This window comes from Caulobacter sp. Root655 (assembly GCF_001427665.1).
Taxonomy (GTDB): domain Bacteria; phylum Pseudomonadota; class Alphaproteobacteria; order Caulobacterales; family Caulobacteraceae; genus Caulobacter.
In genome coordinates this window covers 361,433-383,469 of record NZ_LMHC01000001.1, presented here as the reverse complement: position 1 = coordinate 383,469, position 22,037 = coordinate 361,433, and the positions used below count along the sequence as shown (strand labels likewise).

Annotated in this window: 21 protein-coding genes; 9 read left to right on the top strand and 12 right to left on the bottom strand. The window is 68.4% G+C overall.

All coding sequences use genetic code 11. The features are described from left to right. Position 1: 1 nt before the first annotated feature. Entirely contained in the window at positions 2-430 is a 429-nt protein-coding gene (locus ASD79_RS01745) for a DUF350 domain-containing protein (RefSeq protein ID WP_056719331.1), read from the bottom strand. Between the two features lie 862 nt (positions 431-1,292). On the opposite strand from ASD79_RS01745, the gene ASD79_RS01740 reads away from it, so the two are divergent. Then, a complete protein-coding gene (locus tag ASD79_RS01740; RefSeq protein WP_056719330.1) occupies positions 1,293-1,637 on the top strand; it encodes an endonuclease domain-containing protein in 345 nt (114 codons plus the stop codon). Between the two features lie 201 nt (positions 1,638-1,838). Here ASD79_RS01740 and ASD79_RS01735 read toward each other — a convergent pair whose 3' ends face one another. Together ASD79_RS01735 and rlmN are read right to left on the bottom strand one after the other, a co-directional pair. Continuing rightward, entirely contained in the window at positions 1,839-2,255 is a 417-nt protein-coding gene (locus tag ASD79_RS01735) for a hypothetical protein (protein WP_056719329.1), read from the bottom strand. Further along, entirely contained in the window at positions 2,255-3,454 is a 1,200-nt protein-coding gene (gene rlmN, locus ASD79_RS01730) for a 23S rRNA (adenine(2503)-C(2))-methyltransferase RlmN (protein ID WP_056719328.1), read from the bottom strand. The genes ASD79_RS01735 and rlmN overlap by 1 nt, the downstream gene beginning before the upstream one ends. Before the next feature lie 171 nt (positions 3,455-3,625). On the opposite strand from rlmN, the gene ASD79_RS01725 reads away from it, so the two are divergent. Next, entirely contained in the window at positions 3,626-5,452 is a 1,827-nt protein-coding gene (locus ASD79_RS01725) for a M2 family metallopeptidase (protein WP_056719327.1), read from the top strand. A 164-nt stretch (positions 5,453-5,616) separates the two neighbouring features. Then, entirely contained in the window at positions 5,617-7,398 is a 1,782-nt protein-coding gene (locus ASD79_RS01720) for a ubiquitin-activating E1 FCCH domain-containing protein (RefSeq protein ID WP_235524296.1), read from the top strand. A 265-nt stretch (positions 7,399-7,663) separates the two neighbouring features. Here ASD79_RS01720 and ASD79_RS01715 read toward each other — a convergent pair whose 3' ends face one another. After that, positions 7,664-8,599, bottom strand: a complete 936-nt coding sequence (locus ASD79_RS01715; RefSeq protein WP_056719326.1) for an isopenicillin N synthase family oxygenase — start codon at positions 8,597-8,599, stop codon at positions 7,664-7,666. 247 nt (positions 8,600-8,846) lie between these two features. Between ASD79_RS01715 and ASD79_RS01710 the strand changes: the two genes are divergently transcribed. Then, positions 8,847-9,524, top strand: coding sequence for an OmpA family protein (locus tag ASD79_RS01710; protein WP_056719325.1), 678 nt, complete (start codon positions 8,847-8,849; stop codon positions 9,522-9,524). Between the two features lie 78 nt (positions 9,525-9,602). Here the strand turns inward: ASD79_RS01710 and ASD79_RS01705 are convergent, their stop codons facing one another. Then, positions 9,603-10,508, bottom strand: a complete 906-nt coding sequence (locus ASD79_RS01705; protein WP_082584768.1) for an MBL fold metallo-hydrolase — start codon at positions 10,506-10,508, stop codon at positions 9,603-9,605. Positions 10,509-10,606: 98 nt separating this feature from the next. On the opposite strand from ASD79_RS01705, the gene ASD79_RS01700 reads away from it, so the two are divergent. Then, on the top strand, positions 10,607-11,518 hold the full coding sequence (locus tag ASD79_RS01700) for a LysR family transcriptional regulator (protein WP_056719323.1): 912 nt from the start codon (positions 10,607-10,609) through the stop codon (positions 11,516-11,518). A gap of 174 nt (positions 11,519-11,692) precedes the next feature. On the opposite strand, the gene fabV is transcribed toward ASD79_RS01700, so the two are convergent. Beyond that, positions 11,693-12,856 (bottom strand): enoyl-ACP reductase FabV, encoded by a 1,164-nt coding sequence (gene fabV / locus ASD79_RS01695; RefSeq protein ID WP_056719322.1) that lies wholly within the window; start codon positions 12,854-12,856, stop codon positions 11,693-11,695. A 157-nt stretch (positions 12,857-13,013) separates the two neighbouring features. Here fabV and ASD79_RS01690 point away from each other — a divergent pair, with 157 nt between their 5' ends. The 3 genes from ASD79_RS01690 to ASD79_RS01680 all read left to right on the top strand — a co-directional run bounded on the left by ASD79_RS01690 (position 13,014) and on the right by ASD79_RS01680 (position 15,541). Then, positions 13,014-14,048: a MerR family transcriptional regulator gene (locus ASD79_RS01690; RefSeq protein WP_056719321.1), complete on the top strand. Its 1,035-nt coding sequence runs from the start codon at positions 13,014-13,016 to the stop codon at positions 14,046-14,048. A gap of 289 nt (positions 14,049-14,337) precedes the next feature. Next, positions 14,338-14,730 (top strand): hypothetical protein, encoded by a 393-nt coding sequence (locus ASD79_RS01685; RefSeq protein ID WP_156400318.1) that lies wholly within the window; start codon positions 14,338-14,340, stop codon positions 14,728-14,730. 262 nt (positions 14,731-14,992) lie between these two features. Then, on the top strand, positions 14,993-15,541 hold the full coding sequence (locus tag ASD79_RS01680) for a hypothetical protein (protein WP_156400317.1): 549 nt from the start codon (positions 14,993-14,995) through the stop codon (positions 15,539-15,541). 251 nt (positions 15,542-15,792) lie between these two features. On the opposite strand, the gene ASD79_RS01675 is transcribed toward ASD79_RS01680, so the two are convergent. From ASD79_RS01675 to ASD79_RS01665, 3 genes are all read right to left on the bottom strand, one after another. Beyond that, positions 15,793-17,343 (bottom strand): YifB family Mg chelatase-like AAA ATPase, encoded by a 1,551-nt coding sequence (locus ASD79_RS01675; protein WP_056719318.1) that lies wholly within the window; start codon positions 17,341-17,343, stop codon positions 15,793-15,795. A gap of 120 nt (positions 17,344-17,463) precedes the next feature. Continuing rightward, entirely contained in the window at positions 17,464-18,417 is a 954-nt protein-coding gene (gene gshB / locus ASD79_RS01670) for a glutathione synthase (RefSeq protein ID WP_056719317.1), read from the bottom strand. Between the two features lie 112 nt (positions 18,418-18,529). After that, the gene (locus tag ASD79_RS01665; RefSeq protein WP_056719853.1) at positions 18,530-19,105 is read right to left on the bottom strand and encodes a hypothetical protein; all 576 of its coding nucleotides are present in this window, start codon (positions 19,103-19,105) and stop codon (positions 18,530-18,532) included. 172 nt (positions 19,106-19,277) lie between these two features. Between ASD79_RS01665 and ASD79_RS01660 the strand changes: the two genes are divergently transcribed. Continuing rightward, positions 19,278-19,739, top strand: a complete 462-nt coding sequence (locus tag ASD79_RS01660; RefSeq protein ID WP_056719316.1) for a MarR family winged helix-turn-helix transcriptional regulator — start codon at positions 19,278-19,280, stop codon at positions 19,737-19,739. A gap of 167 nt (positions 19,740-19,906) precedes the next feature. Here ASD79_RS01660 and ASD79_RS01655 read toward each other — a convergent pair whose 3' ends face one another. The 3 genes from ASD79_RS01655 to rsmI are packed head-to-tail and all read right to left on the bottom strand — an operon-like array spanning position 19,907 to position 21,992. Next, positions 19,907-20,722, bottom strand: a complete 816-nt coding sequence (locus ASD79_RS01655; RefSeq protein ID WP_056719315.1) for a SirB1 family protein — start codon at positions 20,720-20,722, stop codon at positions 19,907-19,909. Next, positions 20,719-21,126, bottom strand: a complete 408-nt coding sequence (locus ASD79_RS01650; protein WP_056719314.1) for a YraN family protein — start codon at positions 21,124-21,126, stop codon at positions 20,719-20,721. The genes ASD79_RS01655 and ASD79_RS01650 overlap by 4 nt, the downstream gene beginning before the upstream one ends. Continuing rightward, a complete protein-coding gene (gene rsmI / locus ASD79_RS01645) occupies positions 21,123-21,992 on the bottom strand; it encodes a 16S rRNA (cytidine(1402)-2'-O)-methyltransferase (protein ID WP_056719313.1) in 870 nt (289 codons plus the stop codon). The genes ASD79_RS01650 and rsmI overlap by 4 nt, the downstream gene beginning before the upstream one ends. Between the last annotated feature and the right edge of the window lie 45 nt (positions 21,993-22,037).

The window sequence follows — 22,037 nt, the reverse complement described above, 5'->3', positions numbered from 1 at the left end:
GTCAGCCGGCCACGGCGGCGGCGAGGATCAGGGCGGTGGCGAGCTTGGCCCCGACCAGCAGGGCGGCGGCGGCGACCTCGCCCTCGTTGATCCGCTCGGGCAGGCCCTTGAGCAGCATGTCGGTGACCCGGAACACCAGCAGCTGGACGGCGATGGTCGAGACGCCCCACAGCACGATCTCCAGCGGCGACACCGAAGCCGACAGCGAGGTGGCCAGCGGAATAGCCAGGCCGACCATCACCCCGCCCAGCGACAGGGCGGCGGCGGCGTTGCCCTCGCGGATCAGCTTGATCTCCTTGTGCGGGGTCAGCAGGGCGTAGAGCGCGGTGCCCAGCACCAGCATCGCCAGGGTGATGGCGGCGTGGCCCAGGGTCAGGGGCAGTCCCTTGGCGAAGGCCAGGATCTCGGGCGATTGGAGTTGAGGAGGCATGGAAACGGTGAACCCCGAAACTTGAGGACGGCATTGCTAGCACGGGTTCTGGGGCCGTGCGTAGGGGGCGCCTGATCACTTGCCCCCTACGGGCCTCCGGCCGTCTTCCCCCATAGGGGGAAGAGCCCAGAGCGCGCGGCTCCGCCCCCTCGCCGCTGACAGACCGCGCAGCGGTCAGGTGGGGGCAAGTGCGTGTGATCTCACGCGGAAACCCGCTGAGGTGTGGGGAGGCGGCGAAGCGTCCGGGCCATGCCCGGAGGTAGAGTTTGGAGAATACCGTTTCGACACGTCACGGGCGCTCCGCGCGATCGGTGGACGAAAGCCTTCGGGTCGCGGATTTTTAACCCGCTCCGATGGAGGCCTCCGGCGGGCGGAGGGGAAGCGACCCCGTCCGGACCGCGCGGGCGATTTCAGCCCGCGCCTGTGGCGCCCGTCTTTCGGCCCCGAGGGGGTGTTCCCGCCGTCCGGTCCGGACCGCCCGAAGCCCCATCCAGGACCCCACGCTCCGCCGACCGGGCCATCCAGGCCCTTCGAAACCGGCCGACGGACACGCCCCGCTCGACCGCCCCGCACCGCCCGTCAGGTCGCCAGCTGGACGGCCTCCCCAGCGGTGGGGCGAGGAAGATTATGCGGGAGGTTTTGAGGGGGAGGACGAGATTGGGTCGAGATTTTCTAGGGTGTTGATTTCGTGGGGTTTTATGTCGGACGCTCCGGGGATGGACGTGCACACGGAACCCCTCTCTCTTTGAGAGAGGGAGGGGCCCGCCGCCGCAGGCGGTGGGAGGGTGAGAGGTTTCACCGCTGCCGAAAAATCTCGATTCCTTTCGTTGATCGGCCCAAGTCTCGCGGCCAGGCTCTGGCCATGGACAAGACCGCCAACGCCCGTCGTCTGCGCCGCAACCAGACCCTGGCCGAGAAGACGCTCTGGACCCTGGTGGTGCGCAATCGCCGCCTGGGCGGGTTCAAGTTCCTGCGGCAGGTGGCGATCGACCGCTATTTCGCCGATTTCGTCTGCGAGGCGGCCAAGGTGATCGTCGAGCTGGATGGCCCGACCCATGAGGGTCGCGAGGCCTATGACGGTCGTCGCACCCAGATCCTGGCGTTATTCGGATACATCGTGGTGAGGTTCCGCAACGCGCAGGTCCTGGCCGATCCGGGTGGAACAGCGGACGACATCCTGGCGGTGCTCCGGTCGGACAGGGTGTAACCTCTCACCCTCCCACCGCTTCGCGGCGNCGCAGGTCCTGGCCGATCCGGGTGGAACAGCGGACGACATCCTGGCGGTGCTCCGGTCGGACAGGGTGTAACCTCTCACCCTCCCACCGCTTCGCGGCGGGCCCCTCCCTCTCTCTAGGAGAGAGGGATACGGGAGCGTCCGCTCAGGGTCGGAAGCAAACGTCGCCACGCGTCACTGCGCGAAGCTCACCACCGACCAGCCATAGGCGCGGATTCGCCAGCCTCCGTCTTCGCGCACCAGCACGAAGGACCATCCGCCGTGCTCGTCGAACGGCGCGCCGTCCCGCACGCCGGTCCAGCGGGTGGGCAGGGAGAAATAGACCGTGTCGTCCGTCCGTCCAAAATCCTGCGGCGGCCCGAACGTGTGACTCAGGTCTTCGATCGCGCCCACGTGCCGGGCCATCAGGGCGCGCCAATGGGCCAGCCCCGCCTGGCCCGTGAAGACGTGCGGCGGGAAATTCTCGAGGATGGTCACCTCGCCGGTCGAGAACACGCCCCGCAGGACGGTTTCGTCGGCCGTCCGGAGGAACCGCGCCAGCGCCTCCGGGCCCGCCATCATGGCGGCGTCCGGCCCGGCGACGTCCGACATCAAGCCGCCGCCTCGTCCTCGTCGTCCAGCACGCCGGCCATGGCCGCCATCGACAGCTTGCGCATCGCCGAGGCCCGGACCTTCTCGCTCTCGCTCTTCAGCTGGCCGCAGGCGGCGAGGATGTCGCGGCCGCGCGGCGTGCGGATCGGCGAGGAGTAGCCGGCCTTGTTGAGGATCGCCCCGAACGCCTCGATCGTCGCCCAGTCGGAGCACTCGTAGTCGCTGCCCGGCCACGGGTTGAACGGGATCAGGTTGACCTTGGCGGGGACGCCCTTGATCAGCTTGACCAGGGCGCGGGCCTCGTCAGGGCTGTCGTTGACGCCCTTGAGCATCACATATTCGAAGGTCACCCGGCGGGCGTTGCTGATGCCCGGATAGGCGCGGATGCCGGCCATCAGCTGCTCCAGCGGGTATTTCTTGTTCAGCGGCACCAGTTCGTCGCGCAGGGCGTCGTTGGTGGCGTGCAGGCTGATGGCCAGCATCGCCTGGGTCTTGTCGCCCAGCGCGTCGAGCTGCGGCACGACGCCGGAGGTCGAGACGGTGATCCGGCGACGCGAGATGCCGATGCCCTCGTTGTCGCTGATGATCTCGATGGCGTCGGCCACCTGGCCCAGATTGTACAGCGGCTCGCCCATGCCCATGAACACGATGTTGCTGAGCAGGCGGTCTTCCTTGTCCGACGGCCATTCGGCCAGGTCGTCCTTGGCGATCTGCACCTGGGCGACGATCTCGGCGGCGGTCAGGTTGCGGACCAGGGCCTGGGTGCCGGTGTGGCAGAAGCTGCAGTTCAGGGTGCAGCCGACCTGGCTGGAGACGCACAGCGCCCCGGCCCGTCCGACCGACGGGATGTAGACGGTCTCGACCTCAATGCCGGGTCCCATGCGCAGCAGCCACTTGCGGGTGCCGTCCTTGGACACCTGGCGCTCGACCACCTCGGGGCGCGACACGGTGAACTGTTCGGCCAGGCGGGCGCGGGTTTCCTTGGCGACGTCGGTCATCATCGAAAAATCGGTGACGCCGCGATGGTGCATCCAGCGGAACAGCTGGGTGGCGCGCATCCTGGCCTTGCCGTGCTCGACCACGCCGGACTCGGTCAGGGCGACGACCAGCTGCGCCCGGGTCAGGCCCGAGAGGTTGATCGGCGGCTTCTGGGCGGGCGTCGCGGGGGTGATGCGCGACAGGTCGAGGGTGACGCTCAAGGGGAGGTCCAGGGGCAAGACATTTCAGGATCGAGGCCAGCCTATAGCAGAAGGCGGCGGTTTTTCCAAAAGGACGCGGCGTCGCGCGCCCCTGGGTTGACGGCTCGGCGCGGGCGATCTCCCATGCGCTGCCCGGTCCAAGGACCGGATCGTTTGCTGGGGGAAGCTTCCATGAAGACCCGATTGCTGGCCGCCTGCGCCGCGCTGGCCCTTTGCGCCGGTCCGCTGGCCGCGTCCTCGGTCCACGCCCAGACCGCCGCGTCCGCCACGCCGACCGCCGGGGAGGCCAAGGCCTTCGTCGAGGCCGCCGAGGCCGAGCTGATGGCGATGAGCGAATACGGAGCCCGCGTCGCCTGGGTGCAGGCCACCTACATCACGCAGGACACCAACTGGCTGAACGCCCGGGCCGAGGCCCAGGCCAACACCCTGTCGGTGAAATACGCCAAGCAGGCCGCCCGCTTCGACAAGGTCCAGGTCGATCCGGTCATCCGCCGCAAGCTGATGCTGCTCAAGGCCGGCCTGGTCCTGCCGGCCTCCGACCGCCCGGGCGCGGCCCAGGAGCTGGCCGACGTCCAGTCGCGGATGCGCACGCTGTATTCGACCGGCAAGGTGACGATCGGCGGCGAGACCCTGACCCTGGACGACCTGGACGACCGCCTGCGCACCGAGCGCGACCCGGCCAGGATCCAGGCGATGTGGGAGGCCTGGCACGCCGTGGCCAAGCCGATGGCCGCCGACTATCCCAAGCTGGTGAAGCTGGCCAACGAAGGCTCGGTCGAGCTGGGCTACAAGGACACCGGGGCCCTGTGGCGCTCGTGGTACGACATGGAGCCCGACGCCTTCGCGGCCAAGACCGACGCCCTGTGGGCCCAGGTCGCCCCGTTCTACAAGAACCTGCACTGCTATGTGCGTGGACGCCTCAACGCCCAGTATGGCGACGCGGTGCAGCCGAAGACCGGCCCGATCCGCGCCGACCTGACCGGCAACATGTGGACCCAGAGCTGGGGCAACATCTACGACATCGCCGCCCCCAAGGGCGTTCCGGGTCCGGGCTACGACCTGACCCAGTCGCTGGTCGCCAAGGGCTATGACGCCACCCGGATGATGAAGACCGGCGAGGGCTTCTACACCTCGCTGGGCATGCCGCCCCTGCCCCAGACCTTCTGGGAGCGGTCGATGATCACCCGTCCCCGGGACCGCGAGGTGGTCTGCCACGCCTCGGCCTGGGACGTCGACAACGACCAGGACATCCGAGTGAAGATGTGCACCCGGGTCAATGCCGACGACTTCTATACGGTGCACCACGAGCTGGGGCACAACTTCTACCAGCGGGCCTATGCCGGCCAGCCGTTCCTCTTTAGGGGCGGAGCAAACGATGGGTTCCACGAAGCGATCGGCGACTTCGTCGGCCTGTCGGCCCTGACGCCCACCTACCTCAAGCAGGTCGAGGTGATCGACACCGTGCCCGGCGCGGAGGCCGACATCCCCTATCTGCTGAAGATGTCGATGGACAAGATCGCCTTCCTGCCGTTCGGCCTGCTGGTCGACAAGTGGCGGTGGCAGGTGTTTTCGGGCCAGGTCGATCCGGCCCACTACAACGCGGCCTGGTGGAAGCTGCGCACCCAGTACCAGGGCATCACCCCGCCCGGCCCGCGCCCGGCCGACGCCTTCGACCCCGGCGCCAAGTACCATGTCGCCGACAGCACGCCCTACACCCGCTACTTCCTGGCCCAGGTCTATCAGTTCCAGTTCTACCGGGCCGCCTGCCGCCAGGCCGGCTGGAAGGGGCCGCTGAACCGCTGCTCGGTCTATGGCGACAAGGCCGTGGGCGAGAAGTTCGAGAAGATGCTGGCCATGGGCCAGTCCAAGCCCTGGCCCGAGGCGCTGGAAGCCTTCACCGGCGAGAAGGACTTGGACGCCAGCGCCATCGCCGACTATTTCGCGCCGCTGAACGTCTGGCTGACCCGGCAGAACAAGGGCCAGAGCTGCGGCTGGTAGCCCGTCCGACGCTCCGGATGACGGCGATGGGATTCACCATCGTCGTTTGCCTGCTGTTCACCGTCCTCTGCGAGGATGTCCGATCTTCTGGGGGGTATCGGGCGTTGCTCATGACCATGTTGAACCGGCTGGCGACGCGCCTCCGTGCCGACGCGCGTGGAGCCGTGGCGATTCAGTTCGCGCTGCTGGTGATCCCGATCGGCTTCCTGACCTTCAGCCTACTCGATATCGGCTGGGTCAGTGTCCAGAAGCGCCAGATGCAGGACGCCCTGGACGCCGCCACCCTGATGGCGGCGCGTTCGACCGCGACCACCAGCGCTGCTGTCGACCTGATCGGCGACGCCGCGTTCGCGACGGAGATGGACGGCCTGGGCGTGCCCCTGACGGCCGCGAACTCGACGTTCTCGATCAGCGGCAACACCATCACCGGCGCCGTGTCGGTCGACCTCAAGCCGATCGTCACCACGCTGTGGACGAAAAATGATTCCAAGGTCACCGTGCGCACCGAGGTGGTCCGGGCCTCGCAGGACCTGGAAGTGGCGTTGGTGCTCGACACCACGGGATCGATGTCGGGTAGCCGCATCACCGATCTGAAGACCGGCGCCGCCGACCTGGTCGACCTGGTGGTTCGCGATGTCCAGGCGCCCTACTATTCGAAGGTGGCCCTGGTGCCCTATTCGGCGGGCGTCTTTGTCGACACCTATGCCGACGCGGCCCGTGGCCCGGTGCGGGCGGCCACGATCTCGGGCGCGGCCTGGCAGCAGCAGGCGCCGGTCAACCTCTCGGCCATCACCAAGGCCAGCCCGGCCGTGTTCACCACGTCCGCCGCGCACGGACTTCCGGTGGGCGCCACCGTCTATATCAAGGGCGTCGTCGGCATGACGCAGGTCAACAACAAGACCTTCACCGTCGCCAAAGTGCCCTCGACCACCACGTTCACGCTGACCAACGTCAACAGCACCTTCTACACGAAATATACCTCGGGAGGGACCGTCACCCGCTGCCGCACCGCGAACTGCTCGGTGGTGGTCACCACCAGCACCGTCAACCACTTCACCACGGGCGACCTCATCGAGATCGCGAACATGCAGGGGATGACCGAGCTGAACGGCAAGAAGTTCACGATCTCCCCCCTCGACGCGACCAGTTTCGACACCGGGGCGATCGGCACGGCCTATGCCGCCTATACCTCGGGCGGCACGGCGACCTGCGACACCAGCACCACGCCGGGCTGCCGGAACTTCACCTTCACCAACGCCAGCGGCGGAACCCTGACCTGGCCGATCAACAATTGCGCCACCGAGCGAACGGGAACCGAGGCCTATACGGACGCCGCGCCCAGCACGTCCTATGTCGGCCGCAACTATGGGAATCCGGATCCGACTTTGAACAACACCTGCCCCAAGGTGAAGATCAGCCCGCTGTCCAGCGACAAGGCCACGCTGAAGGCCGAGATCGCCAAGCTGGCGCCGGCCGGATCGACCGCCGGCCAGATCGGCCTGGCCTGGGGCTGGAACATGGTTTCGCCAAACTTCGGCGAGCTGTGGCCACAGGCCAGCCAGAGGCCGGCGCCCTATGGCCGCAAGGAGCTGATGAAGGTGGTCATCCTGATGACCGACGGAGCCTTCAACACCAACTACTGTAACGGGGTGATCGCCAAGAACGCCGGTTCGGGCAGCGGCGCCACGAACCAGCACATCAACTGCGACGCCACCAACGGCAACGCCTTCACCCAGGCCGCGACCTTGTGCGAGAACATCAGGGCCAAGGGGATCATCCTCTACACCGTGGGCTTCGACGTCGGCGACGACGCCGCCGCCACGGAGATGCTGACCACCTGCGCCACCGACAGGGATCACGCCTTCTTCCCCGACACCGGCGCGGACCTGAAGACCGCGTTCCGGGCCATCGGCCAGGAAATCTCGTCCCTGCGCATCGCCAAATAGGGAAAGCCCCCGGCGCTGGACGCCGGGGGCTGGTCTTTGCTTGGCGGTTCCTCGCCTCCGGCTCGTCCGGAGCCTGATGGAGGGCCGATGCGCCGCCTAGAGCGCGTTTGGCTTACATTGAAGCGTCCGCCCCAAACGCCCGTTTTCCCGACGAAGGCCGGGACCCAGATTCATCCAGAGCGGCTCGTGGGTTTCACCTGGGCCCCGACCTTCGTCGGGGAAACGGAGATTTGAGAAGCACGATTCAATCTGAAGCAAACATGCGTCAGGCCAGCTTGATCTCGCGCAGGCGCTGCTGGAGGAAGGCGTCGGCGGTGATCGGCTCGGGATAGCGGTCGGGGTTTTCGTCCGTCACGCAGCTGGGCAGGGTCTTGATCAGATAATCCGACGCGAAATGCAGGAAGAACGGCGTCGAGTAGCGCGCCACGCCGCGGCGTTCGGGCGGCGGGTTGACCACCCGGTGGATGGTCGAGGGCAGGACGTGGTTGGTCAGCCGCTCCAGCATGTCGCCGATGTTGCAGACGATGCAGCCCGGCGGCGGGTTGATCGGCAGCCACTCGCCGTTGCGATCCAGCAGCTCCAGCCCACCCTCTTCGGCGCCTAGCAGCAGGGTGATGGTGTTGATGTCGCCGTGGGCGCCGGCCCGCACGCCGACGGCGTCGGCCGGGATCGGCGGATAGTGCAGCAGGCGCAGCACGCTGTTGCCGTCCTTGACCGTCGGGTCGAAGAAGTCGCGGCCCAGGTCCAGATAGGTGGCGATGGCCTTCAGCACCCGCACGCCCAGGCTGTCGAGCGCGCCGTACAGCCAGCCGACATTGTGGTGGAAGCTGGGAATCTCGGCCGGCCAGACGTTGTCGGCCATGTTGGTGCGGAACGGATGGCCGGGCGGCAGGTCGCGGCCCACGTGCCAGAATTCCTTCAGGTCGAAGTGGGTGGCGCCCTTGGCGGTCTCGATGCCGAACGGGATGTAGCCGCGCGACCCGCCCGACGCGCCGGCGTACTGCTTCTTGATCTCCTCCGGCAGGGCGAAGAAGGCCTTGGCGTCGGCGATGGCCGCGTCGATGCGGGCCTGGGCCAGGTCGTGGTCCGAGATCACCGCGAAGCCGTAGCGCTGGAACGACGCGCCCAGTTCCTGGGCGAACCTGTCGAAATCCTTCGAATACAGGGTGAACGAGACGGGTTCGATGGCGGATGCGGACACGGGCTGGAGCCTTGAAGTTGGCAAGGGGGAATTAGTAAGACTGGACTTACTACACCGCCCCCCTGCTCAGGGCCAGTCCGGGCGGCGAGAACCGTTCATGCCGCCCGTTCATCGAAGGGTCATGCGCGGTGTTGGAACTTGACCATGGAAGGAGCGTTCCTTCCAGCGAGGGATCACGCGCCATCAAGAGCATCTTGGCGCGCGGGATCAAGGCCGCCCAAGGCGACTGACGAGGGAAACACCGACCATGATGAAGAAGACCGCACCCTGGATCGCGCTGATGGGCGTCGCCGCCCTGGCCGCCGCCTGCACCACCACCGACCCCTATACCGGCATGCCGGTCCGCAACAACACCGGCACGGGCGCTCTGAGCGGCGCGGGCATCGGCGCGGTTCTGGGCTACCTGACCAACACCAACAAGGGCGAGCAGGGCCGCAAGAACGCTCTGATCGGCGCGGGCATCGGGGCCCTGGCCGGCGGCGCGGTCGGCAACTACATGGACCGCCAGCAGGCCGATTTCCGTCGCAGCCTGGAAGGCTCGGGCGTGATGATCCGCCGCAACGGCGACCAGATCGTGCTGGTCATGCCCAGCGACGTCACCTTCGCGGTCGACAAGTCCGAGGTCCAGCCGCAGTTCACCCGCGTGCTGGACGACGTCGGCCGCACCCTGAACGCCTATCCCCAGACCACCATCGACATCGTCGGCCACGCCGACAGCAGCGGCCCGGACGACTACAACCAGGCCCTGTCGGAGCGCCGGGCCAGCTCGGTGGCCAGCTATCTGGTCAATACCGACCGGGTGCTGGGCGACCGGGTGTTCGTGGCCGGCCAGGGCGAGCGCCAGCCGATCGCCTCCAACGACACAGCCGAGGGCCGCGCCCAGAACCGCCGGGTGGAGATCGTCCTGCGCCCGCTGACGCAGTAGCGGGCGGCGAACATGGCGGGGACAGGCCCATGGGCCTGTCCCCAACCTGGATCCAACGCTGACCGTCCGCCCCCCGCCCTACTCGACCCAGCCCGGGAAGAAGCCAAGGCGCGCCTGCACCCGGCCGTCATGGGCGGGAACGATGGTCAAGCCGGGATCGTGCTTTCGCAGAGCCTCCATCCTCCGAACTTGCGACAGCGTCGCTCGGGCGTCGGCGTCCACCAGGGCGCGGGCCAGCCAGAACTTGGGCCGGCCGGCGTCGATCGCCGCCGCCGACCACACCGTGTCGCCGCAGAAGAAGAAGCGGCGCCCGGAGGAGGTGGTCACGAACATGCCGATCGAGCCGGCGGTGTGGCCATACTGGGGGACCAGGACCACGGTCCCGTCGGCATAGACGTCGAGACTGCGCTCGAACCCGCGATAGGGCCCCGACCGGAAGTCGATCGACGTCCAAGCGATGCCGGGATCGCCGACCTGGCTCGGCCAGATGTTGTCGGCCCCATGGCCCGCCTTCCCGACAAGCGCCCGCTCCGGAGGCGCGACCCAGACCTCCGCGCCCGGAAAGTCCACGACGCCGCTGGCATGGTCCCAATGGCTGTGGCTGAGCACGATGCGCCGCACGGCGGGAAGGCCCGCCCTGGCGAGCTGGTCGCGTACCGGAACGATCGGCTTGTCGTAGTGAAAGAACGGTCGCTTCCAGCGTGGCATGTCGCGGCCGTACTGCGCGTCGATGCGAGCCCCGAGACCGGTGTCGAACAGGAAGGCCTGGCCGCCGTGGCGAACCAGGATGGCCGAATAGACGACATCGACCTTGGCCTTTCCCCCGCCCTGGTAAAGCATCGACTCGGACGTCAACCTGCCGCCGGTCCTGATGATCGAGAAGCCAACCTTGTCGTTCGGGGCGGCGGCGGCGGCTGCCGACGCCAAGGCCAGGGCGGCGACCACGCCAACCCAAGCTCGTCTCATCGCCTTGTGAACAGTCATGCGCGCGCTCCCTACGTCACCGCCAACCTATTGCGGGAGAACACATCAGGAAAATATTCTATACTGATCCATCTTCGATATTATCCCTATGGATTGCCATGATCGACCTCAGGGCCCTTCGCTACTTCGTCGCCGCCTTCGAAGAGCGCTCGGTGACAGCCGCGGCGCGACGATGCGCGATCTCCCAGCCGTCGATCACGGCCGCGCTGCAGGGCCTGGAGGCCAGCCTGGGCGTGCGGCTCTTCGCGCGAACACGCCAGGGCCTGGCCCCCACCCGCGACGCCGAGATCCTCCATGGTCGGGCGGTGGGATTGCTGGCCGAGGCGGCGGCCATTGAGCGTGAATTCCGTGGCAGGGCCCCACGAACCCTGTCGATCCACGTCCAGCCGGACATCAGCCTCCGCCGCGCCGCGCCCATCCTTCGAGCGGCCTACGAGACCTCGCCCGGCATCGTGATCCGCCTCGTCGCCGACCCGAACCAGGCGGATCTGGTGGTCGGAGCGGACGGCTGCGTCGAAGACGGGATGGACTTCCTGCCGCTCTGGACCGAGCCCTACGTCGTCCTGGTCCCGGCCGACCACCCTCTTCGCTTCAAGGCCGAGGTGGGGCCTCGGGACCTGGAAGGCCAGCCGATGATCGAGCGAACCCAATGTCGTTTACAGGCCAGGTTCGAGGCCCATCTTTCCACCCTCGGCGTCAAGCCGGACATTCGCGCGACCACCACCGACGAGGACGCGGTCGTGACGCTGGTGGAACTTGGCGTGGGCCTCGCCATCGCGCCCGCCAGCCACGCCGACGGCGCCCCGGGCGTGGTGGTGCGCCTGCTTGCGTCCGACGTCGCGGCCAGCCGCACGATTGGCCTTGCCTGGCGCGTCGACAGTTCGCACGCCCGCTTCGCCAAGGCCTTGGCGCACGCCATCACGACGTCCGCGCCGCCCCTGACCGCCCGGCGCGGAGCCGTCCCGATCCGCGCGGTGCGGTCGATATCGCCTAGACGTCGTGGACAGTAGACCTTGAAGGCCGTTTTTCGGCGCGGGCCGTGCGTCCTTCGAGGCTTCGCTGCGCTACGCACCTCAGGATGAGGAAAGCAGCACAGAGTTCCTCTTCCTGAGGCGCCCTCCGAAGGAGGGCCTCGAAGGACGCACGGCGCTTCCCTGCCGAAACCGTCCAACGGCCCACGGCGCCTAGACCGTGAGGGGATCCACGTCCTGGTCATAGGCCACGTCCGGCAGGCCGAAGCCGAAGATGCGGAGAAAATCGCTTCGGAAGCCTTCCAGGTCCCCCAGGGTCGGCAAGGTCTGCGTGCTGATCAGGGCCCAGCGTCGATTGACCTCCGCCTGGACCGGCTCCGACAGCTCCCAGTCGTCGAGGCGAATGCGCCCGGCCTCGTCGAGCTCGCCGCGCGGCAGGGCGTCGCGGAACAGGCGGTCGATCTGTCCGATGCAGCCTTCGTGCAGGCCCATGTCCTTCATCACCCGGAACAGGACCACGCCGTACAGCGGCACCACCGGAATGGCCGAGCTGGCCTGGGTGACCACCGCCTTCAGCGACACCACCCGCGCCGCGTCGGGTCCCAGACGATCGCGGATCGCCGCCGCCGCGCGGTCCACGTCTTCCTTGGCCTTGCCCAGCGTGGCGTGCCAGTAGATCGGCCAGGTCAGCTTCGAGCCGATATAGGTGTAGTCCAGGGTCTGGAAGCCGGCGGCCAGCAGGCCGGCCTCGGCCAGGGCGGCGACCCACATTTCCCAGTCCTCGCCGCCCATGACGGCGACCGTCGCGGCCGTCTCTTCGGGCGTGGCGGGGGCCAGCTCGGTTTCGAACACCTCGCCCTTGTCGGTGTTCAGGGTCTTGACCCGCACCGGTTCGCCCAGGGGCTTGATGACCGACCGGTGCGTCTGGCCGGTGCGGGGATCGGTCCGGACCGGGGCCGCCATGCTGTAGATCAGCATGTCGATCTGGCCCAGTTCCTCGCGCACGGCGGCGACCACCTTGGCCTTCATTTCGTCGGAGAAGGCGTCGCCGTCCAGGGTGACGGCCTTGCGGCCCCGAGCCTGGGCCTGCGCCTCGAAGGCGCGATTGTTGTACCAGCCCGCGCTGGCGGTCCTGGTTTCGGTGGGCTCCTTCTCGAACGAGACGCCGACCGTGTCGGCGTCGCACCCGAAGGTGGCGACGATCCGCGAGGCCAGGCCGTATCCCGCCGAGCATCCAAGGATCAGGACCCGCTTGGGGCCGCCGGCGATCGGCCCCTGGGCCGTCACGTGGGCCACCTGCCGGCGGACGTTCATGGCGCAACCGGCGGGATGGGCGGTGGTGCAGATAAAGCCCCGGATCCTGGGTTCGATGATCACGTCGTGGTCCTCCCGGCGGCGGGCGCGCCCTGTCGGCGGCCTGCATATCGCGGGCGGGCCGCCAAGCCAATGAAGCGCCGACACCGAACCACGGACTTGACCCGGACCCTGGGGCCGCCCCGATAGGGACAAGGGTCAGCCGGCAACGAGGTGAGTCGTGAACGCTTCCGTCCAATTCCTGAGCCCTTCCGAAGCCGCCCGGCGGCTGGGCGTCTCCGCCAAGGCCCTGCGTCTCTACGAGCAGCGCGGCCTGGTCGCGCCGCTGCGGACCGGGGCGGGATGGCGGGCCTATGGTCCCGACGAGATGGCGCGGGCCGGCGAGATCGCGGCGCTCCGCGCGCTGGGCCTCAGCCTCGCCCAGGTGGCGCGGGTGCTGGCCGGCCAGCCGGAAGGCCTGGAGTCGGCCCTCGCCGCGCACCAGGCGACGCTGGAAGGCCAGCTGCGCCAGCTGACCGGCGCGGTCGAGAAGGTCCGCGCGCTGCGGGCGGACCTGGCGCGCGGCCAGGCGCCGGCTCGGGGCGAACTCGCGCGCCTGCTGGAGCCGGCCGCCCAGGCCGTCGTCGCCTTCGACCTGCCTTGGCCATGGGGCGGCGAGCACTTCGAGCTGCGGGTCGTCCGCCGGCTGAACTACATCACCGGCCCGCTGGGCAGCGGCAAGACCCGGCTGGCCCTGCGCATCGGCGAGACCCTGCCCGGCGCCGCCTTCCTGGGCCTGGAGCGGGCGGCGGACGGCGGTGCGGCGGCCCGGGCGCGGCTGGACGCGGATCCCGTCCTCGGGGCGCGGGTCGACCGGGCCCTGGCCTGGCTCGTCGATGACGGCGCCCAGACGTCCGACGCCCTGATCGCCCTGCTGGTCGGACTGGAGGCCGACGGCCCGACCGCCCTGGTGGTCGACCTGGTCGAACAGGGACTGGACCAGGCCACCCAGGAGGCCCTGGTCGCCCATCTGCGCCGTGGCGGGGCCGGTGGACGGACGTTGTTCCTGCTGACCCGGTCCCGCGCGATCCTCGACCTGACCGCCCTGGGGCCTGACGAGACGATCCTGTTCTGCCCCGCCAACCACAGCCCACCGACCGAGGTCGCCCCGCGTCCCGGCGCGCCGGGCTACGAGGCGGTCGCCAGCTGCCTGGCCTCGCCCCAGGTGCGGGCCCGCACCGAAGGGATCATCGCCTGGCGGCCACGGGTGGCCTGAGGATCGGGCCGGCCGACCTCCACCCCCTAGGACGGATCGACATTCAGGTGTGATCCCCCAAACTCATCGTCAGTCGAACGAGGGATTCCGCCACAAGGGCGGGAGCTCACCGAACTCGACAATTCCTGGAGGTGGCGATCTGAAGGTCGACTTGTCGGCAGGGCGCCGACGGTGAATTTCGACCCGTGGCGGACCTTGCCGAGATGAGCGGCTCGCCTCCGTTGCGGCCATGTGACATGGTCCGTCCGCTGCCTGCTCCAGTGAGAGCCGGGATGCACAGGGGTGGATGATGTCCGAGCTCGAGGGGGAAGCGCCTTCTTGGCGAGAGCGCGTCAAAAGTTTCTGGAACGGCTTGGGGCGGCTCGACAAGCTCATATGTTGCGGCGGCATCCTTGCAGCTTTGATAGCTTTCTACGGCTTCGCGACAGATCCCGCTGCTCAGCTCGAATTCTTCTCTAATCCTGTCATCAAGTTCGGGCTGTGGGGCGCAGCAATCTGCGCCGTCCTATGGGTTCTATGGCACGTCGGCAGACTCATGCTTTACGCGACGATATCGGCCTTTATCTTCTGGCCCGCCGCGCTGCTTCTCACGGTGCTTGGTGGTTTTGTTGGCGGTCCTGCGGGAGCCATAACAGGGTTTCTGATCGCGGGCGCTGGAGGATATATTCTCGTCCGCCTGTAGATTCAGCGCCTCCAGGGCGCGGCGTCAAAGCGGCGATCGGTACGTCAAGTACAACACGCCCGTCGGTACAAGTATCGGGAAGGCCCGCTACGCGGACCTCCTATACACGGGTGTTCGGGGGAGGTGATGGCGGTTGGGCGACACTCGTTACCGCCGGGCTTCCGACGCTGATCACTCGGAGCTAAGCTGGTTCAATGGGGGCCGACAATTTATCCTCTAGTGTCTTTACCCTGCTTCACGGGTCGATCCCTTGACTTGGACCGTGGGCGAAATCGACGCAAGCGACCCTAGGGCTGCTGCCATATCGGCGATGATTGCCGACCTTGGCTGGTGCATCAACAGCTATGGCCAGATCGAATATCTCGTTGCGGACTTGCTCTGGCACGCGTGGCAGATGCCAGAGTACAGCAAGTTCGCCCGCATGCTGCCAATGGGCCTAGATCAGCGCGCTAAACTTCTTCGTCAGCTACTGACTGAGGCTGGACCTTTGAGCGCCCATGCGACCGACCTCAATTTGCTAATGGGCCGGCTTGATGAGCTCTCTGAGCCACGTCACATGTTCGTACACGGCCATACGACTTTCTTGCACACGGCGGGCGGCGACGCTGCCTTTATGTTCCGGCGTTTCGTTCCGCCGGAAAAAGGCGGTGACTGGACGAAATACGAAGGGATCGTTCGCCCAGCTCAACTCGGAATAGCGCGTCAGCTTTGGTGCGTCTTCGCGTCCACAGCGCAGCGGATAATCGGAAATATCTATGTCGAGCTAGAGTTGGAAAAGGATCGGTCGGGTGGAGTGACGCGAGCAACCTGAGGCTTGCCGCTTCGGCTTCGTCGGAAAAGCGCAGGGCCACGTTCCCAATGGTTGGAGTGTGGGGGCTAGTTTCAGGCCGTGGGCCAACTTCCGCCACCCACCCCGAACAGACCATCGGCATGTCCGCTGTCGGCGTGGGCGACCGCGGTTGTCGGTAGCGGTGTATCGCCGTCATTTCAGGGCGGGAATGACGGATAGAAAGGGATGGTGAGGTTGGCCATCCAGCTCGAGGCGCTGAATGTCGATACCCCCTAGAACACCCCCTCTCCCACCGCCGCGCCCGGCGCGCTGGTCCGGCGGTGGGCCAGGGCTTCGGCCACGTGGACGCGGCGAACGCTGGCCGCGCCCTCCAGGTCGGCGATGGTGCGGGCCAGGCGCAGGACGCGGGTCCAGCCCCGGGCGCTGATCTGGCCGGCCTCGGCGGCGCGGGCCAGCAGGCCGCGACCGGTGTCGTCGAGGTCGGCGATCGCCTCCAGGAAACGTCCCTCGGCCCGGCCATTCAGGGCCTCCGCGCCGCTCGGCGCGCCCTCCATGGCCTCGGCCCGTTCCAGTTGCAGCCGGCGAGCCCTGGCAACGCGGGCGGCGACCTCGGCCGTGCCCTCGGACGGCGGCGGCAGGGCCAGGTCGGCGGCGGTGACGGCGGGCATGTCGACGGCCAGGTCGATGCGGTCCATCAGCGGGCCGCTGACCCGGCCCTGGTAGTCGCGGATGCAGCGAGGCGCCTTGCCGCACGCCCCGCGCCCCGTCCCGCCGTGGCCGCAGCGGCAGGGGTTCATCGCCGCCACCAGCTGCACCCGGGCCGGGTAGCGGACATGGGCGTTGGCGCGGGCCACCATCACCTCGCCGGTTTCCAGCGGCCCCCGCAGGCTATCCAGGGCCTGGACCCCGAATTCCGGCAGTTCATCGAGGAACAGCACGCCGTTGTGGGCCAGCGACACCTCGCCCGGCTTGGCCTTCAGCCCGCCGCCGGTCAGGGCCGCCATGCTGGCGCTGTGGTGGGGACTGCGGAACGGCCGGGCTCGGGTCAGGGCGCCCTTGGCGATCAGCCCGGCCACCGAATGGACCATCGAGGTCTCCAGCAGTTCGTGCGAGCTCAAGGGGGGCAAGAGCCCCGGCAGGCGCTGGGCCAGCATCGACTTGCCCGAGCCCGGTGGGCCGCAGAACAGCAGGTTGTGACCGCCGGCCGCGGCGATCTCCAGGGCCCGCTTGGCGTGCTCCTGGCCCTTGACGTCGCGCAGGTCGCGGAAGCCCTCGCCCTCGATCACCGGTCCGGGCGTCGGGGCCGACAGGATCTGGCTGCCCCGGAAATGATTGATCAGCGCCACCAGCGAGCGCGGCGCCAGGATCCGCGTGCCGCCCGCCCAGGCCGCCTCGGGCCCGCTGGCCTCGGGGCAGATCAGGCCCAGGTCCATCGCCCCGGCCGCCATGGCGGCGGGCAAGGCTCCGGCGGTGGGCGCGATCCGTCCGTCCAGGGACAGTTCGCCCATCGCCGCCCAGCCGTCGAGGGCGTCGATCGGGATCACTCCCATGGCCGCCATCACCGCCAGGGCGATCGGCAGGTCATAGTGCGACCCCTCCTTGGGCATGTCCGCCGGGGCCAGGTTGGCGACGATGCGCTTGGGCGGCAAGGCCAGGCCCAGCCCCGCGAAGGCCCCGCGCACCCGTTCCTTGCTCTCGGCCACCGCCTTGTCGCCCAGGCCGACGATGACCATGACCTGCGCGCCGCCGGTCAGCTGCACCTCGACGTCGACGCGGCGCGCCTCGACCCCCTCAAACGCCACCGTGACGACCTTTGCCGCCATAGCCTTCCGCCCCCGTCCCTCGATTTATCCACAAGCCAAGCATGGCCGTTGGAGCGGAGCAAGAACAAAAAACGAACGTTTCAGGAAAGTGTGACGGTTCAATATACTAGAAGACGTTCCTCATCCGGCGCTGGAACTTAGGGTTTCGATCCGATCCCAGAGGATCGCCGCGGCGTCGGCGCCGCCGAAACGCTTGAGCTGCTGGGCCCCGGTCGGCGAGGTGACGTTGATCTCGGTGAGGTATTCTCCGATCACGTCGATGCCGACGAACAGCAGACCGCGCCGCTTCAGCTCCGGGGCGATGATCGCGCAGAGCTCCAGGTCGCGCTTGGTCAGTTCGACCGCCTCGGCCCGGCCGCCGACCCGCAGGTTGGAGCGCACCTGGCCGGCGGCCGGCACCCGGTTGATGGCGCCCACCGGCTCGCCGTCGACCAGCAGCACGCGCTTGTCGCCCTTGCTCACCGCCGGGACGAACTTCTGGGCGATCACCTGCTCGCGGCCGATCATGGCGTGCAGTTCGAGCAGGGCGTCGAGATTGGGGTCGTCGGCCAGCAGCCGCGCCACGCCCGAGCCGCCGCCGCCGTACAGCGGCTTGAGCACGATGTCGCCGTGCCGGGCGCGGAAGTCGTAGATCGCCTCGTGGTCGCTGGTGATCAGGGTCGGCGGCTGCACGCCCGGGAAGTCGGTGACGAACAGCTTCTCCGGCGCGTTGCGCACTTCCGCCGGATTGTTGACCACGAGCGTGTGTGGATGAACCTTTTCGAGGAAATGCGTGGCGGTGATGTAGGCCATGTCGAACGGCGGATCCTGGCGCATCAGCACCACGTCGACGTCGTCCTTCATGTCCAGCAGCTGGACCTCGCCCAGGGTCGCGTGGGCGCCCTGGTTCTTGGTCAGCACCAGCGACTGGGCGCGAGCGAACACCCGGCCGTCCTCCATCGACAGCTTGTCGGGCGTGTAGAACCACAGGCGGTGGCCGCGGTTCTGGGCCTCCATCATCATCAGGAAGGTGGTGTCGGTTTCGATATTGATCCCCAGCACGGGATCCATCTGGACGGCGACTCTCAGCGACATGACGACTCCGGTGTGGCTTTGGCGGAGACGGACGTGGTCCCTCGCGACGACTGCCTAGTTAAGGCGGCAAAGGCGTGAATGCGAGGGGCGACTTCCCGGACGCGGCCACGACTCAGGCGGATCGGGCGCGCCGGCGGATCTTCACGGCCAGGAGGATCGCCGAGACGAGAAAATAGAACGCCCCGAACGCCGCATAGGGCGCGATGATGGTGATGGCCGGGGCGGCGGGGGCGGCGGCGGCGCTCTTTATGAAAAACCCGCCCGCCAGGGCCGACTGGGCGCCGCTCAGGACCATCGCCCACTGGGCGCCGTAGGCGCGCCACCGGCGCACGCCGACCACCAGTTGCAGGAGGCCCGCGAGGATCGCCCAGACGCCGAACAGCACCAGCACCAGGCCCATGTCGATCCGCAGGGCGACCAGCACCGCCAGCGCGACCGCGCCGCTGACGGCGGTGTTTAGGGCTTGCGGGAGGTTGGCGCGGAAACCGCCGTTGGCCCGGGCGTCCCGGGCGTTCGCGAACGCGTCCCAGGCCGGATAGATCGCCAGCAGCGCGCCCGCCACGACCGTGCTGGACCGCGCGATCGTGAAGGCGGCCACGACCCAGACGGCGGCCGCGAAGGCTCGCAGGAAGTAATAGCGCATCAGCGCCTCGGCGCCGGCGCGCGAGGAGAGCGTGTCGTTGGCCATGCAGGCCTCCATCAGGATGGTTGCGGAAGATCGAGGATGTCGATGAATGTCGCGACATTTGATGCCGCGACATATGATCGCAATTAACCGACCGATCCGATCCCTGTCGAGTCATTATTTGTCACGACATCTATTTTCGCACTAAAAGCGGACGCGTTCCCAGGAGCCTCCCGTGTCAGACGCCGCCCGCACCCTCACGCTCGACGACCAGCTCTGCTTTTCGCTGTACGGGGCCAGCCTGGCGATCAATCGCGCCTACAAGCCGCTGCTCGACGCGCTGGAGATCACCTATCCGCAATATCTGGTGCTGAGCGCGCTGTGGGAGATCGACGGCCAGAGCGTCGGCGCGATCGCCGAACGCCTGGGCCTGGACTCGAGCAACGTCACGCCCCTGGTCAAGCGCATGGAGGCGGCGGGCCTGCTGTCGCGCGAGCGCAACCCCGCCGACGAGCGCCAGGTCGTCGTCAGCTTGACCGACCACGGTCGCGACATGCAGGCCCGCAGCGCCTGCCTGGGTCAGACGCTGTTCGCGTCCGCCGAAATGAGCGTCGAAAAGCTGGTGCAGTTGAACAGGGACGTGCAGGCCTTCCGCGACTCGGTCGCGCGGTTCGTCGTTTCGCGGCCCCAGCCATGAGGCGCCAGGTTCTGTGGACAGCTGACGATCTTGGGCCGAATTCCTCGTCCTTCGACAAGCTCAGGATGAGGAATTCTACTGAACCGCCGTCAAACTCGCCCTCATCCTGAGCCTGTCGAAGGACGAGGGCGGCCCCACGGCGCCAAACCCTTAGCTGTCCACAGCCCCTAGTTCAGCCGCATCCGCATCCGCTCTCGCGCGGCTCGGGCGGCGATGGTCGCGCCGCCGTCGAGGATCTGGGCGCGCGACAGGGCCTGCAGGGCCCCGGCCAGGGCGCCCTGGCCTTCGCGGGCCGCGGCGACGTCGAGCCAGGGGTGGTGGTCGGTGGGGTCGAGCAGGGCGCGGCGCAGGGCCGAGCGCTCGGCCCGAGCCCAGTCGCGGGCCTGCTGGGCGCGGGCGAAGATGTTGTTCTGCAGGCGGATCAGCACGGCGCGGTCCGCGATCGGCCGCATCAGCACGTCGAGCTTGGCGGCGACGTCGGGCATCAGGCCGGTGCGCAGGGCCCGCCGCGACAGCTCCGAGGGCAGCACCACCCGGCCCTCGCTGAACGGGTCCAGGGCCAGCGGCCCCTCATCGGTCTCGATGCGCAGCAGGAAGTGGCCCGGAAAATCGACGCCGTGCAGGTCCAGGCCGCAGGCGCGGGCGGCGTGCAGATAGAACACCCCCAGCGCCACCGGCAGGCCCTTGCGGCGCTCGGCGACGGCGACGATGTCGGCGTTGTCGGGGTGGTCGTAGGTGATCAGGTCGCCCGACAGCCGCAGGTCGCCGGCCATGGTCTCGGCCAGGGCCTCCTCCGGCGATTCCAGCTTCAGGCGATCGGTCAGGCGATCGACCGACAGCCGCGCCAGGTCGAGGGTCCCGCCCAGGTCGCGGTCGGGGTCGTCGTGCACCGCGCAGGCCAGGGCCGCCTCGAACAACGGAAAGGCCTTGTCCGAACGCTCGCCGGCGTCGGTCAACAGGGCTTCGGCCTCGTCTCGCGTCATGAAGCGGGGTTCCAGGTGTTGGGCCAGGCGTCGGGGAGGTGACGCGGCCGACGTCCCGGGGCCAGGGCGATCAGGTCCAGGCGCACCACGGCGCCCTGCAGGCCGGCGCGGCTGGCGGCGATGTGGGCGCCGGCGCGGCGCAGGCGCGCGCGCTGTTCGTGGGTCACCGCTTCCAGAGCCGTCTCCAGGCTGGTCCTGCGCTTGACTTCCACAACGGCCAACACGCCTCCACGTTGCGCCAGCAGGTCAATCTCACCGAGCGGCGTGGCCAGGCGGAAGCCCAGGATGCGGTAGCCCTTGGCCATCAGCCACAACGCCGCCACCACCTCGGCGCGCCGGCCCGACAGCCTGGCGGCGGCGCCCCGAGCCCGCTTTTCGGGACGCGGAGGGCGAACGGCCGTCATCCGGCGTCCTTCAAGGCCAGAGCCTGGCGATAGAGGTCGCGGCGCGGCAGGCCCAGGGCCCTGGCCACTTCCGAAGCCGCCTCTCCCAGCGGCAGGCGGGCCATGGCCTCGCGCAGGGCGGCCTCGGCGTCGCCTTCCCGCACCGGCGCCTCCTCGCCGGGACCGACCAGAATGACGATCTCGCCCTTGGGGGCCGCGAAGCGCGGATCGGCGGCCAGTTCGTCGAGCCGGCCGCGGATGCAGGTCTCGTAGAGCTTGGTCAGTTCGCGGGCCACCGCGCCCTGCCGGGGTCCGAACACGGCGGCCATGTCGACCAGGCTGTCGGCCACCCGCGAGGCGCCCTCGTAGAAGATCAGGGTGGCGCGGACATTGGCCAGTTCGGCGAAGAAGGTCTTGCGCGCCGCGCTCTTGGGCGGCGGGAAGCCGGCGAACAGGAAGCGGTCGGTGGGCAGGCCGGCCAGGGTCAGGGCCGCCAGGGCCGCCGAGGCGCCGGGGATCGGAAACACCGGATGGCCGGCCGCGATCGCCGCCTGGGCCAGGCGGTAGCCGGGATCGGAGACCATCGGCGTACCGGCGTCGGAGACCAGGGCGACGCGCTCGCCAGCCTCGAGCCGCTCGAGAATCCTCGGGGTCTCGCGGTCGGCGACGTGCTCGTCATAGCGCTGGAGACGCTTGGAAATCGAATAGGCGGCCAGCAGCTTGCCAGAAACGCGGGTGTCTTCGGCCAGCAGCACGTCGCAGGCGTTCAGCACGTCCAGGGCCCGCAGGGTGATGTCGCGCAGGTTGCCGATCGGCGTCGCCACCAGATAAAGGCCGGGCGCCAGCGGTGCGTCGGACAGGGCGGGCGGGGCAAGCAAACGGCTCAAGGGCTGTCTTTCCGACGCGAACGACGCACCAACGACGCGGCGCGT

Bases quoted from the DNA above. Each gene is read 5' to 3' on its own strand.
- ASD79_RS01710 (WP_056719325.1), top strand. From the start codon at position 8,847: ATGATGAAGAAGACCGCACCCTGGATCGCGCTGATGGGCGTCGCCGCC.
- ASD79_RS01740 (WP_056719330.1), top strand. From the start codon at position 1,293: ATGGACAAGACCGCCAACGCCCGTCGTCTGCGCCGCAACCAGACCCTG.
- ASD79_RS01745 (WP_056719331.1), bottom strand. From the start codon at position 430: ATGCCTCCTCAACTCCAATCGCCCGAGATCCTGGCCTTCGCCAAGGGA.
- ASD79_RS01705 (WP_082584768.1), bottom strand. From the start codon at position 10,508: ATGACTGTTCACAAGGCGATGAGACGAGCTTGGGTTGGCGTGGTCGCC.
- ASD79_RS01655 (WP_056719315.1), bottom strand. From the start codon at position 20,722: ATGACGCGAGACGAGGCCGAAGCCCTGTTGACCGACGCCGGCGAGCGT.
- ASD79_RS01700 (WP_056719323.1), top strand. From the start codon at position 10,607: ATGATCGACCTCAGGGCCCTTCGCTACTTCGTCGCCGCCTTCGAAGAG.
- ASD79_RS01725 (WP_056719327.1), top strand. From the start codon at position 3,626: ATGAAGACCCGATTGCTGGCCGCCTGCGCCGCGCTGGCCCTTTGCGCC.
- gshB (WP_056719317.1), bottom strand. From the start codon at position 18,417: ATGTCGCTGAGAGTCGCCGTCCAGATGGATCCCGTGCTGGGGATCAAT.
- ASD79_RS01675 (WP_056719318.1), bottom strand. From the start codon at position 17,343: ATGGCGGCAAAGGTCGTCACGGTGGCGTTTGAGGGGGTCGAGGCGCGC.
- ASD79_RS01665 (WP_056719853.1), bottom strand. From the start codon at position 19,105: ATGGCCAACGACACGCTCTCCTCGCGCGCCGGCGCCGAGGCGCTGATG.
- ASD79_RS01650 (WP_056719314.1), bottom strand. From the start codon at position 21,126: ATGACGGCCGTTCGCCCTCCGCGTCCCGAAAAGCGGGCTCGGGGCGCC.
- ASD79_RS01685 (WP_156400318.1), top strand. From the start codon at position 14,338: ATGTCCGAGCTCGAGGGGGAAGCGCCTTCTTGGCGAGAGCGCGTCAAA.
- ASD79_RS01735 (WP_056719329.1), bottom strand. From the start codon at position 2,255: ATGTCGGACGTCGCCGGGCCGGACGCCGCCATGATGGCGGGCCCGGAG.